This window comes from Halorubrum rutilum, assembly GCF_042665015.1.
In the GTDB taxonomy this organism is placed as follows: domain Archaea; phylum Halobacteriota; class Halobacteria; order Halobacteriales; family Haloferacaceae; genus Halorubrum; species Halorubrum rutilum.
On the sequence record NZ_JBHTBL010000005.1, the window covers coordinates 374,779 to 388,885 of the forward strand.

Genomic DNA, 14,107 nt, shown 5'->3' on the forward strand with positions numbered 1-14,107 from the left:
GCGCGAGGGAGTCGCTGGCGGCATCAGCCGCCAGCGACGAGGCTGGGGAGGCGTGAGGTGCGGTCGCTGTGCGGGGCGGGACTCAAAGGGGCGCCCTCACGGCTGGGGCTCTGGAGGTGTTCGCCGACGATCCGCAGTCGGCCATTTACAAACAGACAATCGCAGTCACGGAGCAACCAACTCTGCGATTAGACACGACGACTTACGAGACGAACTTCAGCAGGTCGTCGCGGTTGTGCTCGTGGAACCGCGTTCGCAGGCACTCCTCTAACGCCTCGATATCGCCCCGCTTCGCACAGATCGGCGCGATCCGGTCCGACCACTGCTGCCACGGCGGGTAGAGCCCCAGGCGGTCGCAGATCTCGTCGAGGCGCTCGTCGAGGTCGTCGATCTTGTCGGTCTTGTTGACGGCGACGATCGGTTCGACGCCCACGTCCTCCAAGAAGCCGTACATCTCGATATCGTGGGGGAGATTTCCGCGCTCGGCGTGGCGGTCGATGATGTCGACGGCGGCCTTCCCGTCCATCACGACGACGCCGGCCAGGATCGAGTCGGCGTTCGCCTCTAGGTAATGGACGATGTCCGTCTTGATCTGCTCGCGGTGCGCCTCCTCGACGCCGGACATGAAGCCGAACCCGGGCAGGTCGGTGAACATGAAGCCCTCGCTGGCCCAGTCGAAGTGGTTCGGCTGCCGGGTGACGCCCGGCTTCCCGCCGGTCGAGAAGTCGTGGCCCGTCAGCTCGCGCATCAGCGTGGACTTCCCGACGTTCGAGCGCCCCACGAGGACGACCTCGGCGTCGCGGTCCGGCCGGTCTTCGAACATAGGCGTCCATGGGCGACTGAGCGGTTTAAAAGGCGCGTCGTGGCCGTGTCGCCCCCGGACTGCGAGGCCGACGTCGCCGCGGTCAGACCGCCGCGCCGCCGTCGTCGGCCCGACCCTCCGGGTCCTCCGGGCCCGCCGGCCCCTCGATGCGGTCGTTGACGGCCGCGAACGCCGACCCGAACATCCGGAACACGGCGACCTGGCCGTAGAACTGGACGAACGGGACCAACACCGCGCCGACGATAGTCACGATGAGCACGACGGAGACGAGGAAGACGCCGACCGAGATCAGGAGCGGCATCACCACGGCGAGGAGGTACTCCGCGCTGAACAGCGTCGGCTTGAGGAGCCTCACGTCGAAGGCCGCGCTCACCTCGCCGCGGACCGCGTACGCCGTGAGCGCCGCCGGGACCGCGTAGTAGATGAGGAACAGCACGGGGATGAAGGCCACCGCGAGCAGCGCGCCGGTGAGGCCGATCAGCGCGCCGAGATCGCCGCCGACTCCGGACCCGATCCCGACGACCACCGAGACGACGATCCCGTACGCGACGAGGGGAACGATCGAGTACGCGAGCGCGATGAGCACCCCGACCGCGCCCTTCGCCAGCAGGTCGCCCCAGTCGTCGAACGCCGGCGGCACGTCGTCGCCCGCCACGGTCCGCTCCAGCACCCTGACGAGGTAGCCGAAGACGGCGAACGTCGGGATCACGAGCACCGAGAGCAGCCCCAGGACGCCGCCGATGACGATCCGCCCGACCCAGTCCTCGCGCATCGGATACGACAGCCCGTCTTCGATCATATCCCGACCCAACACCGATCTGATATATAAAAACGGCGACACGGTCGCCGACGGCCCGCCGTCTCGCCGACGACGCACCGTCGCGTCAGTCGAGATCGGGGCCGATCCGCGTCGACCTCGCGTCCGTCGCCTACTTGTCGCCCCGCGCCCTCCGTCCGGCATGGACAAACAGGCCGTCCGCGAGGCCGTCTGGGACGCCTTCGAGGCGGGCGACCAGGCGCGGTTCCCGTTCCCGCCGCACGACCGGATCCCGAACTTCGCGGGCGCGGACGCGGCGTGCGAGCGACTGACCGCGACCGACGAGTGGGCCGGCGCCGAGACGCTCAAGTGCAACCCCGACGCGCCCCAGCTCCCGGTCAGGCGCGCCGCGCTCCGCGCCGGCAAGACGGTGTACGTCGCGCAGCCGCGGCTCCGCGACCCGGACCCCTTCCTCCGTCTCGATCCGGCCGAGATACCGCCCGAGGAGATCGACGACGCGACGACGGTCTCCGGCATCTCCGAGTACGGCACGCCGGTCGGACCCGGGGACGTTCCCCGCGTCGACCTCGTGGTCGCCGGCTCCGTCGGCGTGACGACCGACGGCGCCCGGATCGGGAAGGGCGAGGGGTACAGCGACCTGGAGTGGGGCGTGCTCAGCGAGCTCGACGCCGTCGGCAGCGAGGCGCAGCGCGCCTCTGGCAGCGAGGGACAGCGTCCCTCGGGCGACCGGGCGTCGCCCGGTGAAAGCCGGACGCAGTCCGGCGACGCCGACACGACGGTCGCGACCACGGTCCACGAGCTGTCCGTGATCGACGGTCCGGACTCTCCCGTGGCGGACGGCGCGGACCGTCCCGAACCGGACGCGCACGACGTACCGCTCGACCTGATCGTCACGCCGGAGCGAACGGTCCGGACCGAGACGCCGTACGACCGGCCGAGCGGGATCGACTGGACCGCGCTCGACCCGGAGCGGCTGGACGAGATCCCGGTGCTCGCGGAGCGGGCACCGGAGCGAGGGTAGGAAGGACGACCGACCGTCGGACGTCGACCGGGGACCGCTCAGTCCGCGCGCTTCGGCGACGGCGCGGACCGCTCCGTGCGGTGGTCCGCGACGTGACCGCACTCGGGGCAGACGATGGTGCGCGCGTCGCCGTCGCTGACGACGAGCCACCCCTCCGAGACGGGGCTCTGGAAGCTGCACTCCGCACAGAAGAGGACCGACTTCCGGGGGGACGACCGGGGACCGCTGGCGACTGCGTTCATACCTATCCGTACCGTCCCGACGTATATGGGTCTTGTCCGGCCTGATCGTTCGGTATATTCCGAATTATAACCCGGAAGCGCGTCGATATTCGTGCCGAAAGAAAACGACCGTTTCAGGGATTCGAATCGAACTGATCGGTTCTGTCACCGTCGTTCCGGATCGATCGGCCCCCTACCGCGCCAGCGGCATGTTGTAGCTCGTCTCCGCCGCCATCACGTGTTCCCACGTCGCCTCGCAGTCGCAGGAGACCTGGTCGAAGACGCTCGGGTCCTGGCGCTTGTCGAAGTCCTTGATCGCGGTCTGGACGCGGTCGTCGCACTCGCCGCAGTTGTGCGCGCCGCGGTCGGAGCCGTGTCCGACGGGATCCGAGACGACGATGGCGTCGACGTCGGCCGTCGCTTCGAGGACGTGCGCGACCGACCAGAGCCACGGCGGCCGGTAGCCGCCCTCGAAGAACAGCTCGTCGACCATCGTGTAGCGCTGGACGTTCGTCGGGTTCATCGAGACGGTGTGGCAGCCGTCGACGTCGGCGCAGCGCCGGATCGAGTCGACCATGTCGGCGGCGGCCTCGGGCTCCGCGAGGAAGGGCGGCTTCATGAGGAGGTACGCCTTGATCCCCACCGCCGCGTCGAACTCGGCGTCGGCCGCGGCCGCCTCGGCGCAGGCGTCCTCGAAGTCGGCGAAGTCGAAGTACTTGTTCACGCAGTCGTGCCGCACCCGGTCGGTGGCCGTCTCCAGCCCGACCGCCACGTCGGTCGCGATCCCGTGATCGGCGAAGTCGCCGATCTTCTCCCGGCTCACGAAGTCCGGCAGCGACTCGACGACGATCCGGTCTCGGTCCACGAACGTCTCGGCGATGGCCCGGCGGGTCTCCGCGGGGACCTCGCGCTCGTCGAGGAACGAGCCGGAGGTGTAGATCTTGATCAGCTCGGCGGGGGCGTCCGCCTCCTCGCGCTCGTGGTCGAGACAGACCTCGATCTGGTTCATGAGGGCCTCGTGGCTCACGCTGCCGCCCTCGACCGACTCGGCGACGTAGCCGCACATCGTGCAGCCGCCGGCGCGGGCCCACCGACAGCCGCCGGTGTTGAGGATGATCGTGAGGGAGTTCACCACGCCGTCGGGCGTGTTGTCCTCGTCGATCCAGACGCGGGTCGGCTGCGTCGGGTCGTACGTCTCCGAGCGCTCGGCGCGGATGTCGCGCATCACGGCGTTGTGCGCGTCCATCCCGCGCCCCTGCTCGTACGCGTCGGGGCTCGGCTTACTCATTACCGGAAGAAGCGGTCGAGCGCGTAAAGCCGTGTCGTCATCGGGGCTCGCCGGCGATCTCTCGAAGCGCGGCGGCCGCGACGACCGCCGCGGCTCCCAGCCCCGCGCCGACCGCGTTGACCGCGGCGTCGCCCCACGCGAACGACCGCCACGGGATCGGCGCCTGGACGAGTTCGATCCCGAACCCGAACGCGACGGCCGCCCCGGCGGCCAGGGGGAGTCCCCGCCGTCCCCGGCCGATCGCGCGGCTCGCGAGAACGGTGAGGACCGCGTAGCCGACGAGGTGGAAGGGGTCGGTGAGGCCGATATCGACGGGGAGCGTTCCGCCGCCCCCGCCGAGCGGGTCGCCCCGCCCCACCGCGTCACCCCCGCCGACCGCACCGACGACGCGACCGACCGCGTCGACGGCGCGCGCGGCCCACGACACCGGGAGCGTCGACGCGACGAGGACCGCCAGCGCGAACCCGACGGCGGCCCGGCCGGCGCTGGGTTCGGCGCGGTCGTCGTCGGTCCCGGTCACGCGCACCGGTTCGCGCCCCGCGGGGTTAGCGCTCACGGACCGGCGGCGTCGCGTCCGACCCGACACCGTCGGTCCGGCCCGTCGTCCGGTCGAAACCGCTCGGAAGTACTCTCGTTTTCGGCCGGCCTAAAACTGTTCGATCTCGCTTCGGTCCCCGATTTTTCTCCCCGCCGGTCGCGGTCGTCGTTTATATACCAGGGCAGCGATTGAGCCACCCCGACGTAATTGATATCGGTTTCATCCGGAGGTGAACACCTAACAGGCTACGGTCCTTCTATAATGAACGAGCATTACATGACTGAAATGGGCGGCTACAGGGACCGAGTTGCACAGGTCGACCTCGGTGACGAGGCGGTCGAGTACCGCGGTATCGACGACGAGGACGCGAAGAAGTACATCGGCGCGCGCGGGCTGGGCGTCAAGTACGTCTTCGACGCCGGCCCGGACGTGGACCCGATGGGACCGGACAACCGGCTGGCGTTCATGACGGGCCCCCTCACCGGGACCCAGACCGTGATGAGCGGCCGCATCGCGCTGGTGACGAAGTCCCCGCTCACGGGGACCGTCACCGACTCGCACCACGGCGGCTGGTCCGGCGCGCGGCTCAAGTGGGCCGGGCTCGACGGGATCCTGCTCGACGGCGAGAGCGACGAGCCCGTCTACCTGCTCGTCGAGGACGGCGAGGTCGAGGTGCGCGACGCCTCGCACCTCTGGGGTCAGGGCGTCCACGACACGGTCGACCAGATCGGCGAGGAGGTCGACGGGAAGGTCGGCCGGGACCTCTCCGTGATGGCGATCGGGCAGGGCGGCGAGAACGGCGTCCGCTACGCCTGCGTCATCAACGAGGACGACCGCGCCTCGGGTCGGGGCGGCACGGGCGCTGTGATGGGCGCGAAGAACGTGAAGGCGGTCGTCGTGAAGTCGGGGACCGACATGCCGAAGCCCGCCGACCCGGAGACGTTCCAGGAAGGGTACCAGCAGGCGATGGAGGTCATCCGCGAGTCCGACGTCACCGCGCCCAACGAGGGCGGGCTCTCGATGTACGGGACGAACGTCCTGATGAACGCGACCGAGGAGATGGACGGCCTCCCGTCGAAGAACGCGAAGTACACCTCGACCGAGGCGTACCACGACGCCGAGGGCGTCGACATCGAGGCCGAGCGCGTCTCCGGCGAGAACGTCCGCGAGAACATCCTCGTCGACGAGCCGACGTGCCACTCCTGTCCGGTGGCGTGTAAGAAGGAGGTCGACGTCAACGTCACGCACAAGGGCCAGGACATGAACGTCCGCACGGAGTCGTACGAGTACGAGTCCGCGTGGGCGCTCGGCCCGAACTCCGGCCACTCCGACCGCGACGAGATCGCGCTGCTGCTCCAGCGCTGTAACGACCTCGGCGTCGACACCATCGAGGCCGGCAACATGATGGCGATGGCGATGGAGATGAGCGAGGAGGGCAAGCTCGACGACGTGGGCCACATCGACTGGGGCGACTCCGAGGCGATGATCGACCTCATCGACGAGATCGGGCACCGCTCCTCGGACCTCGGCGACCTCCTCGCGGAGGGGCCGGAGCGCGTCGCCGACGCGAAGGACGCGCACGGCAACAAGCTCTCGGTCAAGGGCCAGACGATGGCCGCCTACGACCCGCGCTGCATGAAGGGGATGGGGATCGCGTACGCGACCTCCAACCGCGGCGCCTGTCACCTGCGCGGCTACACGCCCGCCGCCGAGATCCTCGGCATTCCGGAGAAGGTCGACCCGTACGAGTGGGAGGGCAAGGGCGAGCTCACCGCCACCTTCCAGGACCTGCACGCGGTGTCGGACTCGTTCGACATCTGCAAGTTCAGCGCCTTCGCCGAGGGGATCGAGGAGTACGTGCTCCAGTACAACGGCGTGACCGGCCGCGACGTCACCGAGGACGAGCTGTTCGAGGCCGGCGAGCGCGTCTACAACCTCGAACGCTACTACAACAACCTCGCCGGCTTCGACGGCGCGGACGACACGCTGCCGAACCGCTTCATCGAGGGGCACCCGGACGCCATCCCCGGCACGGGCGCCAGCGAGGGCGAACTGGTCGAGCTCGACGAGATGAAGGCCGAGTACTACGAGACCCGCGGCTGGGTCGACGGCGTCGTGCCCGACGAGAAGCTCGACGAGCTCGGCATCGACGTCGGACCCGGCACCGGCGTCTCCGCCGGCGACTCCGCGGCCCCGGCCGACGACTGAGCGACCGCGTCGCGGGCGCGGACGCTCGGCCGGCGCTCGCATTCATTTTTAAGTGATTCACGCCGGTAGCGACGCGTATGGCGCACGACCCGCTCTCGCCGGCCGAGGCCCTCCGAACCCGTATCGGGACGGTCGTCGCGACCGTGGCCCTCCTGACGTTCGTCTACTCCGTCCTGATCGTCGCGCAGTTCCTGCTCGGGGTCGTCGTCGGGGTCCTGCTCCCGGTCGGCCTCTACCTCTCGTACCGCACGTTCGCCGCCCTGGACGCGCTCGCCGACGCGGCCCAGCGCATCGCCGACGCCCGGGAGCGCGAGGTCGAGAGGGAGTCCGGGTTCGGGGCCGCCGCCGAACGCGAGGGATCGTCCGCGGACCGCGTCGCCGAGCGCGACCGGTAGGCCGTCGCTCGCGGTCGGGTCCCGGCGCGAAGTTTAAGCGGCGAGCCGTCGTTCGGCCGCGCATGAACGCTCGTCTCCCGGCGGCGGTCGGCGTCGCCATCGCGACGTTCCTCGTCGTCGCCGGAGCCCTCACCGAGGCGCTTTCGGCCCGGATCGCCTTCTCCGCGCTCGTCGGCCTCCCGGTCGGGATCGCGGCGGGGGTCGTCGCCGGGGCCGCGACGCGGACGTCGCTCTGGCGGTCGCCGCGGGCGCGGCCGGCGCTGCTCGGGACCGCCGCGTTCGGCTACGGTCCTCGTCGCCGCCGCGGTCTCGTATTCCGTGCCCCCGGCTCGCGACCTCGTGAGCGTCGCGACCGCGGTGCCGTTCGCCGGGCTCTGCGCGGTCGCGGTCGCGCTCCTGGCCCGGCGGTACCCGGACCGGATCGAGTGAGGGCGCCGTGCAGGTTGGGGCTGGGCAAGGTTAGATCAAACGGGGTTGGGCGGGCCGGGTCGAGCCGAGCGCCTCACGCGAAGACGACGAACCGGAACAGCCACAGCACGCCCATCCCGACCGCGATCGTGGCGAAGACGTTCTCGGTGCGCCACGCGACGACGCCGGCCGCGGCGCCCGCGATCAGCCGCTCGTCGAGAAGCGTCGCGCCGACCGAGGGACCGAGCGTCACCAGGTCGGGGAGGACGAGCGCCGCGAGCACCGCCGGCGGGACGTAGCGCAGGGGGCGCTCGATCCGAGGCGGCACCTCGTCGATCCGTCCGAACAGGTGGATGAAGGAGAGTCGGAAGCCGTACGTCGCGGCGCCGATGACGAGGATCGCGAGCCAGACGCCGAGCGAGCCCGCGGCCGGGGGTGCGCCCGTCACGCCTCGCTCACCTCCGCCGCGAGGCCGACGGCGATGCCGGTGACAGACCCGACGAGCAGGCCGAGGTTCAGCGGGAGCCCGGCCGCGACGACCGCGACCGCGCCGCCCGCGACGCCGGCCGCGGTGGTCGGGCGGTCCTTCATCGCGGGGACGAGGAGCGCGAGGAAGACGAGGGGCACCGCGAACGTGAGCCCCCACGCGTCGGGGACGCCGGCGCCGACGACGACGCCGACGACGGTCCCGACCTGCCAGACGACCCACAGCGACGCCCCCGCGCCGAGGTAGTAGCGCCACCGGCTCCGGTCGGGGTTCTCGTCGAACTCCGCGACCGAGAGGGCGTACGCCTGGTCGGTGAGTACGTACGCGAGGCCGGCCCGGAGGCGGCGGCCGTAGTCGGCGAAGTGCGGCGCGATGGAGGCCGAGTACATCACCATCCGGACGTTGATCACGACCGCCGTGCCGACGACGACCGCGAGCGGCGCGTTCGACCCGAGCAGGTCGAGCGCGGCCAGCTGGGAGGCGCCGGCGAACACGATCACCGACATCCCGACCGCCTCCGCGAGCCCGAGGCCGGCGTCGACCGCGGCGATGCCGGCGACCAAGGCGAACGGGACGATGCCGAGCATGAGCGGCGACACGTCGCGGACGCCGGCCCAGAGGTCGCCGTCGAGGGGGGAGTCGCGCACGCTATCGCTCCCGCGGGTAGACCGGCTCGTCGTACTTGGCGGCCAGGTGCTCCGCGTGCTCCAGCTTGGCGTTCGCCTTCCGGAACGTCCCCAACAGGGAGTGGACCTCCCGCTCCGTGGGATGCGCGCGTCCGAGCAGCCGGCGCATCAGCAGCGCGTTCTTCTCGACCTGGTGGTCGCGCTGGCCGGTCGCTTCGAGGAAGTCGCGGAAGAAGCCGTGGAAGCGCTCCACGTCGCCCTCGGGCGCCCGCGTGACCTCGGTGTCCGGGAGCTGCGTCTCGTCGACGGTGAGCTCGCGGAGCTCGTAGAGGAGGACGGTCGCGGCCTGCCCGAGGTTCAGGACCGGGTAGTCGTCGTCCGCCGGGATCGAGCAGACCTCGTCGAGCCGCGAGAGCTCCTCGTTGTTGAGCCCGCGGCCCTCCCGGCCGAACACGATCGCGGTCGGCGCGTCGACGGCCTTCAGCGACTCGCGGAGCTCGGCGGGGGTCTTGAACGGGAACCGCTCGTGGCTTCGGTCGTCCTCGCCGGTGATCGCGGTGGTGCCGACGGTGTGGTAGTTCGCCACCACCTCGTCGAACGTCACCTCCTCGGCGTTCGGGAGCACGTCCTCCCGGGCGTGGCCGGCGAAGCCGTACGCCTCGCCGTCCTCCCTCAGCGCCGGCGGGTCGACCAGCTTGAGGTCGGATAGGCCGAAGTTCTTCATCGCCCGGGCGATCGTGCCGACGTTGCCGGGCGTCTCCGGCTCCACGACGACGACGACCGGCTTCCGGCGGGTCGGCGAGGCGGGATCGTCGCCCTCGGGAGTCGCGTCGCCCTCAGGAGTCGCGTCGTCGCGCTCGACGCTCTCGCTCTCGTCGTCGCCGCTCATCGGTTCGACGGGTAGTCGGTCGAGAGGTCGACGGCCTCGAAGTCGTCTTCGCTCAGCTCGTTGTCCGCGTCGTCTCCCTCGTCGCCCTCGCCGGCGAGTTCGAGGATGTCGATCCGGTCGCCTTCGAAGTCCTGCTCGACGCGCTCCTGGACCTCCTGTTGGTCCGGCAGGTCCGGGAGCCCGTCGGGGTCCTCCTCGACGTGCTCGACCGAGCCGTACCCCTCCGGGGCCTCGTTGCCGGCCGCGACCCACTCGTGGAAGCGGTCGCCGAACTCCAGGCTGCCGGCGTGCTCGCTGCCGCCCTCCTCGCGGTACCAGTAGATCAGGTCGGGCTCGTGTTCGGGGCAGACCAGCACCTCCCCCTCGGGCTCGCCGTAGACGATCTCGGCCTGGTTACAGCGGTGGACCTCGCTTTCGCCGTGCTCCAGGTAACAGACGTCGCAGGGCTCCTCGACGAGCGAGACGAGCCGAAAGAGCCGCTCCCGCGGCCCCTCGGGGATCTCGTCGAGCGGCTTGAGCTCGCCGTCGTCGGTGAAGATTTCCTCCTCGTCGAACCGCCATCCGCGGAGGCCGACGCTCACTTTCGCCATGCGAGCGCCTAGACGAGGCGCGGATAAAAGCGCGTCCTTCCCGGAACGAGCGCCGCCGACGCGACGAGCCCGTCGCTCTCGTCGAGTCGCCGTGAACGCAGACGCCCTCCGCGGGGCATATACGCGAGCGGGTCGTAGACCTAGCGATGCGACGACGAGAGCTGTTCCGCGCGGTCGGTGCCGGGTCGATCGGCGCTCTCGCCGGCTGCGCCGGGCTCGGACCGACCGGGAGCGACGGGCGAGCAGGCGATGGCGGAGGAAACGGCGACGACGGCGACAGGAACGGCGACGGCAATGACGGCGAGGACTCGGGAGGGGCGACCGAGTGGCCGTCCGGTCCATACGCCGACTACGACGCGACTCCCGTCGCGGTCCGGACCGCCGACGGCGACCGACTCGGGACGGTGACCGCGGCGATCGCCGAGACCGGTGACCAGCGCTTTCTCGGGCTCAGCGACGCCGAGACACTTCCCGAGGACGCCGGGTTGCTGTTCGTCTTCCCCGCGGAGCGCGAGTCGCTCACGTTCGTGATGCGCGAGATGGACTTCGGAATCGACATCGTCTACGCCGATAGCGAAGGGACGATCACCCGGATCCACCACGCGCCAGAACCGGGGCCGAACGAAGACGGGAGCGAGCAGGAGTACCCCGGATCGGGCCGGTACGTGCTCGAGGTCCCTTATAAATGGACCGACGACCACGGCGTCGAGGCGGGAGACGTGCTGGCGTTCGAGCTGTGATACCGCACGGAACACAGGACGCGTATCTCGCTCACTGACCGAAACTAATATCAGTGAACTCGAACCGGGCTCCCCCGTCCGTCCCATCGACGACCGCAACCTGCCAGCCGTGGGCCTCGGCGATCCGTCTGACGATGGTTAATCCGAACCCGGTTCCGCCGCTCGCTGAGGTATGCCCGGGGTCAAACACAGTCTCACGAGCGTCTTCGGGAATCCCCGGACCGGTATCTTCCACGTAGATCCCGCGGTCATCGATCCGGCCGACACGAACGATCACGTCTTCCCCGCCGTGTTCGACTGCGTTCCGAAAGAGATTCTCGAAGACGTGCTGGAGTCGGCTCCGGTCGCCGGTAATCGTGACGTCGTCCTCGATTTCGATGGTTGCCTCGCCTGTCTGGACGTTTTTCCAACACGTGCCGACGATATTGGTCAGATCTATCGGTTCCGGGTCCGAAACGACTTGACCCTCTCTGGCGAGCGTGAGCGTATCAGTGATGATCTCCTCCATCCGGTCGAGCGCTCCGACGATGGGTGGGAGATGGTCGCTATCGCAGTCGTTGGTGAGCAGCGCTGCCCGCCCCTGTGCGATATTGAGCGGATTTCGCAAATCGTGGGACACTACGCCCGCGAACTCGTCGAGCTGTTCCTTCTGGCTCTGGAGCTGTCGTTCCTGCTTGACGCGCTCGGTGATGTTCCGCGTGATCCCGATGATCTGGGTTACCTCGCCGTTCGTAACAACCGGTGTGAGAACCGTCTGCCAGAACCGTGCGCCCGTCTCGACGGGTAACTCTTCTTCATACGAGATCGGTTCGCGGGCTCCGACACAGCGACGGTAGTTCGCTCGGATCTCCGCCCCGAGGTCTTTACCGAACACGTCGGTCGGGGTTTTCTCCTTGACTTCTTCCGTTGTGATTCCGGTCTGTTCCTCGTAGGCCCGGTTCAGCCGTTCGAACCGAAACACGTACCCCGTCTCCGCCGAGTCAACGGAGAGGAAGAAGATACTGTCCTGGACGGTCTCGAGGAGCGTTCTGTACTCTTCGGCGAGCCCCTGGAACTGTTGCTCCTGGCGTTTCCGCTGGGAGATGTCGCGGCTATTCACGAGAATCCCGCCGATATCCGGGTCGTCGAACCGGTTTTGCAGCGTTGCCTCGATCCAACACCACGAGCCGTCGGCTCGCCGAAACCGCGTCTCGATTATCTGGGTCTCGTCGGGGTTCGTCTGAATGGTTTCGATAGCGTCGGCGACGGCCTCACGGTCGTCCGGCTGTTGATACTCGTAGCCGACCTCTCCGACCAACTCCTCCGGCTCGTGTCCGAGAGTCCGAGTGACGGAGGGACTGACATACGTAATCGTCCCGTCTGAATCGATGACCGTCGCAATATCCGAAGATTCTTCGACAAGCTTGCGATGCAATTCCTCACTCATGTTGATGTAGCAATGGGTCGCCGAACAGCTAATACTTCCGAACTCAACGGTGCGGCTCCGGTGAAATCGGTCTTAGAGCCAGTCATACCGTCAGTAGCAGAAATGATAGTTCACCGCGGGGTTCTATACGGACAGCGCGACTCTTGCAACCGTTCTTCGGGTTTTCAGTCTTTTCCGGTCGAGTTCACCGGAGAGGTGCGTGTGTCTGAACCCAGTCGGGTACTTCAGCACCACCGGTTGTGTGCCACCGGTATCGCGGCGATCACGACCGGCTGGTGGTTCGAACGAATCGTATGTCGGCGTGGATTCACTCCGTGTTTCCCGTCAAATTCCCGGCGAGGGCGTCGGGTACTCGCCCCGTTTATGTCGCTCGCGCCCGTGGTGAGCGTATGCGAAACGTGGACGCCGCGGGGCTCGGGATCGGCGACGACCACCCGCCCCGGATCATGGGCGTGCTCAACGTCTCCCGGGAGTCGCCGTACGACCCGAGCGTGTACGACGACCCCGGCGAGGCCGCCGAGTACGTCGACGAGGAGCTGATCGGCGAGGGGGCCGACGTCGTCGACGTGGGGCTCGAATCCGCGAACAAGGACCTCGACGTGCTCTCGGCCGAACAGGAGTTGGACCGGCTCGACACCGCGATCGAGACCCTCGAATCGACCTCCGGCGACGCCGTCTGGTCGATCGAGACCCGCTACCACGAGGTCGCGGACGAGGCGCTCTCTCGGGGGTTCGACATGGTCAACGACATCTGCGGGTTCGCCGACCCGGAGATGCCCCGCGTCTGCCGCGAACACGACGCGGCCGTCTCGAAGATGGCCTCGCCGCCGGACCTGGAGCGTCCGGGCGCGATCGAGGACGTGGACGAGATCTACGAGGCGCTCTCGATGAACGGGTTCACCGACAAGACGATCCTCGACCCCGCCTTCGGCGGCTGGTCCGAGGCGAAGACCCACGCCGACGACCGCGAGACGTTCCGCCGCCTCCGGGAGTTCCGGGGGTACGGCCGCCCGCTGCTCGTCTCGATCAACCGCAAGAGCTTCCTCAAGACGATCGCGGGGCGGACCACCGAGGAGGCGCTCCCCGTCTCCCTGGCCGCCACGTCGATGGCGGTCGAGCGCGGCGCCCACGTGGTCCGTACCCACGACGTGGCGGAGACCCGCGACGCCGCGCTCGTCGGCGCGGAGCTCGCCCGCGACCGCGTCCGGTCGGGCCGCGACGCGGGCGACGTCGCCGTCGAGGAACTGGACGTGACGACCGCGCGGGAGGCGGAGCGCCACCTCGACCGGCTCGGCGCCGACCGCGACGTCGCCGGCGCCGCGGTCGTTCGCACCTACGAGCTGACCGGGCTGCCGGAGCCGGCGGTCGGGGCGCTCAGGGCCGCGACCGCGGGGTCCGAGGGGGTCGACGGAACCGCGTTCGCCCTCGCGGGAGCGGTCGACGCGGCCGCCGGTCCGCCCTCTGCGACCGACGGCGGGGCGCTCGGCGACGACGGGGTCGAGGCGTCCGTCGGTTCCGGAGCGACCGCCGACTCCGGAGGGGCCGGCGCGACCGGGCTCCTCGTCTGTACGCCCGCCGGGCTCTCAGCCCTCACGGAGGCCGTTTCCGGCGTCTCCGACCCGCTCGACGCCGCGCTCGAAACGATCGGCGCCGGTGGGAAGTAAGAGAA

General features: G+C 69.2%; 15 protein-coding genes and 1 pseudogene. 6 read left to right on the forward strand and 10 right to left on the reverse strand.

What is annotated here, in order from left to right; translation table 11 throughout:
• Positions 1 to 202: 202 nt before the first annotated feature.
• Positions 203 to 823, reverse strand: coding sequence for a GTP-binding protein EngB (gene engB, locus ACFQMF_RS08175; RefSeq protein WP_256409054.1), 621 nt, complete (start codon positions 821 to 823; stop codon positions 203 to 205).
• Positions 824 to 905: 82 nt separating this feature from the next.
• A complete protein-coding gene (locus ACFQMF_RS08180; protein ID WP_256409053.1) occupies positions 906 to 1,622 on the reverse strand; it encodes a DUF4013 domain-containing protein in 717 nt (238 codons plus the stop codon).
• Positions 1,623 to 1,782: 160 nt separating this feature from the next.
• Here ACFQMF_RS08180 and ACFQMF_RS08185 point away from each other — a divergent pair, with 160 nt between their 5' ends.
• A complete protein-coding gene (locus ACFQMF_RS08185) occupies positions 1,783 to 2,622 on the forward strand; it encodes a 5-formyltetrahydrofolate cyclo-ligase (RefSeq protein ID WP_256409052.1) in 840 nt (279 codons plus the stop codon).
• Between the two features lie 38 nt (positions 2,623 to 2,660).
• Here the strand turns inward: ACFQMF_RS08185 and ACFQMF_RS08190 are convergent, their stop codons facing one another.
• From ACFQMF_RS08190 to ACFQMF_RS08200, 3 genes are all read right to left on the reverse strand, one after another.
• Positions 2,661 to 2,864 carry a DUF8106 domain-containing protein gene (locus tag ACFQMF_RS08190; protein WP_256409051.1) on the reverse strand — a complete coding sequence of 68 codons (204 nt, stop codon included), beginning with the start codon at positions 2,862 to 2,864 and terminating at the stop codon, positions 2,661 to 2,663.
• Positions 2,865 to 3,036: 172 nt separating this feature from the next.
• Positions 3,037 to 4,131: an archaeosine biosynthesis radical SAM protein RaSEA gene (locus tag ACFQMF_RS08195; protein ID WP_256409050.1), complete on the reverse strand. Its 1,095-nt coding sequence runs from the start codon at positions 4,129 to 4,131 to the stop codon at positions 3,037 to 3,039.
• Positions 4,132 to 4,168: 37 nt separating this feature from the next.
• The gene (locus ACFQMF_RS08200) at positions 4,169 to 4,657 is read right to left on the reverse strand and encodes a hypothetical protein (protein ID WP_256409267.1); all 489 of its coding nucleotides are present in this window, start codon (positions 4,655 to 4,657) and stop codon (positions 4,169 to 4,171) included.
• Between the two features lie 288 nt (positions 4,658 to 4,945).
• Between ACFQMF_RS08200 and ACFQMF_RS08205 the strand changes: the two genes are divergently transcribed.
• The 3 genes and pseudogenes from ACFQMF_RS08205 to ACFQMF_RS16295 all read left to right on the forward strand — a co-directional run.
• A complete protein-coding gene (locus ACFQMF_RS08205) occupies positions 4,946 to 6,877 on the forward strand; it encodes an aldehyde ferredoxin oxidoreductase family protein (RefSeq protein WP_256409266.1) in 1,932 nt (643 codons plus the stop codon).
• A gap of 77 nt (positions 6,878 to 6,954) precedes the next feature.
• Positions 6,955 to 7,272, forward strand: a complete 318-nt coding sequence (locus tag ACFQMF_RS08210) for a DUF8066 domain-containing protein (protein ID WP_256409049.1) — start codon at positions 6,955 to 6,957, stop codon at positions 7,270 to 7,272.
• Between the two features lie 62 nt (positions 7,273 to 7,334).
• Positions 7,335 to 7,502, forward strand: a pseudogene (locus tag ACFQMF_RS16295) (DUF8147 domain-containing protein); the annotation flags it as partial.
• A 272-nt stretch (positions 7,503 to 7,774) separates the two neighbouring features.
• On the opposite strand, the gene ACFQMF_RS08215 reads toward ACFQMF_RS16295, so the two are convergent.
• The 4 genes from ACFQMF_RS08215 to ACFQMF_RS08230 are packed head-to-tail and all read right to left on the reverse strand — an operon-like array spanning position 7,775 to position 10,272.
• Positions 7,775 to 8,128: an AzlD domain-containing protein gene (locus tag ACFQMF_RS08215; RefSeq protein ID WP_256409048.1), complete on the reverse strand. Its 354-nt coding sequence runs from the start codon at positions 8,126 to 8,128 to the stop codon at positions 7,775 to 7,777.
• Complete coding sequence (locus tag ACFQMF_RS08220) at positions 8,125 to 8,814, reverse strand: AzlC family ABC transporter permease (protein WP_256409047.1); 690 nt, start codon at positions 8,812 to 8,814, stop codon at positions 8,125 to 8,127. The genes ACFQMF_RS08215 and ACFQMF_RS08220 overlap by 4 nt, the downstream gene beginning before the upstream one ends.
• Before the next feature lies 1 nt (position 8,815).
• The gene (locus tag ACFQMF_RS08225; RefSeq protein ID WP_256409046.1) at positions 8,816 to 9,682 is read right to left on the reverse strand and encodes an RNA methyltransferase; all 867 of its coding nucleotides are present in this window, start codon (positions 9,680 to 9,682) and stop codon (positions 8,816 to 8,818) included.
• On the reverse strand, positions 9,679 to 10,272 hold the full coding sequence (locus ACFQMF_RS08230; RefSeq protein WP_256409045.1) for a hypothetical protein: 594 nt from the start codon (positions 10,270 to 10,272) through the stop codon (positions 9,679 to 9,681). Before ACFQMF_RS08230 ends, ACFQMF_RS08225 begins: the two co-directional genes overlap by 4 nt.
• A gap of 146 nt (positions 10,273 to 10,418) precedes the next feature.
• Here ACFQMF_RS08230 and ACFQMF_RS08235 point away from each other — a divergent pair, with 146 nt between their 5' ends.
• A complete protein-coding gene (locus ACFQMF_RS08235; RefSeq protein ID WP_256409044.1) occupies positions 10,419 to 11,012 on the forward strand; it encodes a DUF192 domain-containing protein in 594 nt (197 codons plus the stop codon).
• 31 nt (positions 11,013 to 11,043) lie between these two features.
• Here the strand turns inward: ACFQMF_RS08235 and ACFQMF_RS08240 are convergent, their stop codons facing one another.
• Positions 11,044 to 12,438, reverse strand: coding sequence for a sensor histidine kinase (locus tag ACFQMF_RS08240; RefSeq protein WP_256409043.1), 1,395 nt, complete (start codon positions 12,436 to 12,438; stop codon positions 11,044 to 11,046).
• A gap of 389 nt (positions 12,439 to 12,827) precedes the next feature.
• Here ACFQMF_RS08240 and folP point away from each other — a divergent pair, with 389 nt between their 5' ends.
• Positions 12,828 to 14,102: a dihydropteroate synthase gene (folP, locus tag ACFQMF_RS08245; protein ID WP_256409042.1), complete on the forward strand. Its 1,275-nt coding sequence runs from the start codon at positions 12,828 to 12,830 to the stop codon at positions 14,100 to 14,102.
• Positions 14,103 to 14,107 lie beyond the last annotated feature (5 nt).

What these genes read in the sequence shown, in the direction of transcription:
- engB (WP_256409054.1), bottom strand. Translation starts at nt 823, where the DNA reads ATGTTCGAAGACCGGCCGGACCGCGACGCCGAGGTCGTCCTCGTGGGG.
- ACFQMF_RS08195 (WP_256409050.1), bottom strand. Translation starts at nt 4,131, where the DNA reads ATGAGTAAGCCGAGCCCCGACGCGTACGAGCAGGGGCGCGGGATGGAC.
- ACFQMF_RS08185 (WP_256409052.1), top strand. Translation starts at nt 1,783, where the DNA reads ATGGACAAACAGGCCGTCCGCGAGGCCGTCTGGGACGCCTTCGAGGCG.
- ACFQMF_RS08225 (WP_256409046.1), bottom strand. Translation starts at nt 9,682, where the DNA reads ATGAGCGGCGACGACGAGAGCGAGAGCGTCGAGCGCGACGACGCGACT.
- ACFQMF_RS08240 (WP_256409043.1), bottom strand. Translation starts at nt 12,438, where the DNA reads ATGAGTGAGGAATTGCATCGCAAGCTTGTCGAAGAATCTTCGGATATT.
- ACFQMF_RS08180 (WP_256409053.1), bottom strand. Translation starts at nt 1,622, where the DNA reads ATGATCGAAGACGGGCTGTCGTATCCGATGCGCGAGGACTGGGTCGGG.
- ACFQMF_RS08205 (WP_256409266.1), top strand. Translation starts at nt 4,946, where the DNA reads ATGACTGAAATGGGCGGCTACAGGGACCGAGTTGCACAGGTCGACCTC.
- ACFQMF_RS08190 (WP_256409051.1), bottom strand. Translation starts at nt 2,864, where the DNA reads ATGAACGCAGTCGCCAGCGGTCCCCGGTCGTCCCCCCGGAAGTCGGTC.
- ACFQMF_RS08230 (WP_256409045.1), bottom strand. Translation starts at nt 10,272, where the DNA reads ATGGCGAAAGTGAGCGTCGGCCTCCGCGGATGGCGGTTCGACGAGGAG.
- folP (WP_256409042.1), top strand. Translation starts at nt 12,828, where the DNA reads ATGCGAAACGTGGACGCCGCGGGGCTCGGGATCGGCGACGACCACCCG.
- ACFQMF_RS08210 (WP_256409049.1), top strand. Translation starts at nt 6,955, where the DNA reads ATGGCGCACGACCCGCTCTCGCCGGCCGAGGCCCTCCGAACCCGTATC.
- ACFQMF_RS08235 (WP_256409044.1), top strand. Translation starts at nt 10,419, where the DNA reads ATGCGACGACGAGAGCTGTTCCGCGCGGTCGGTGCCGGGTCGATCGGC.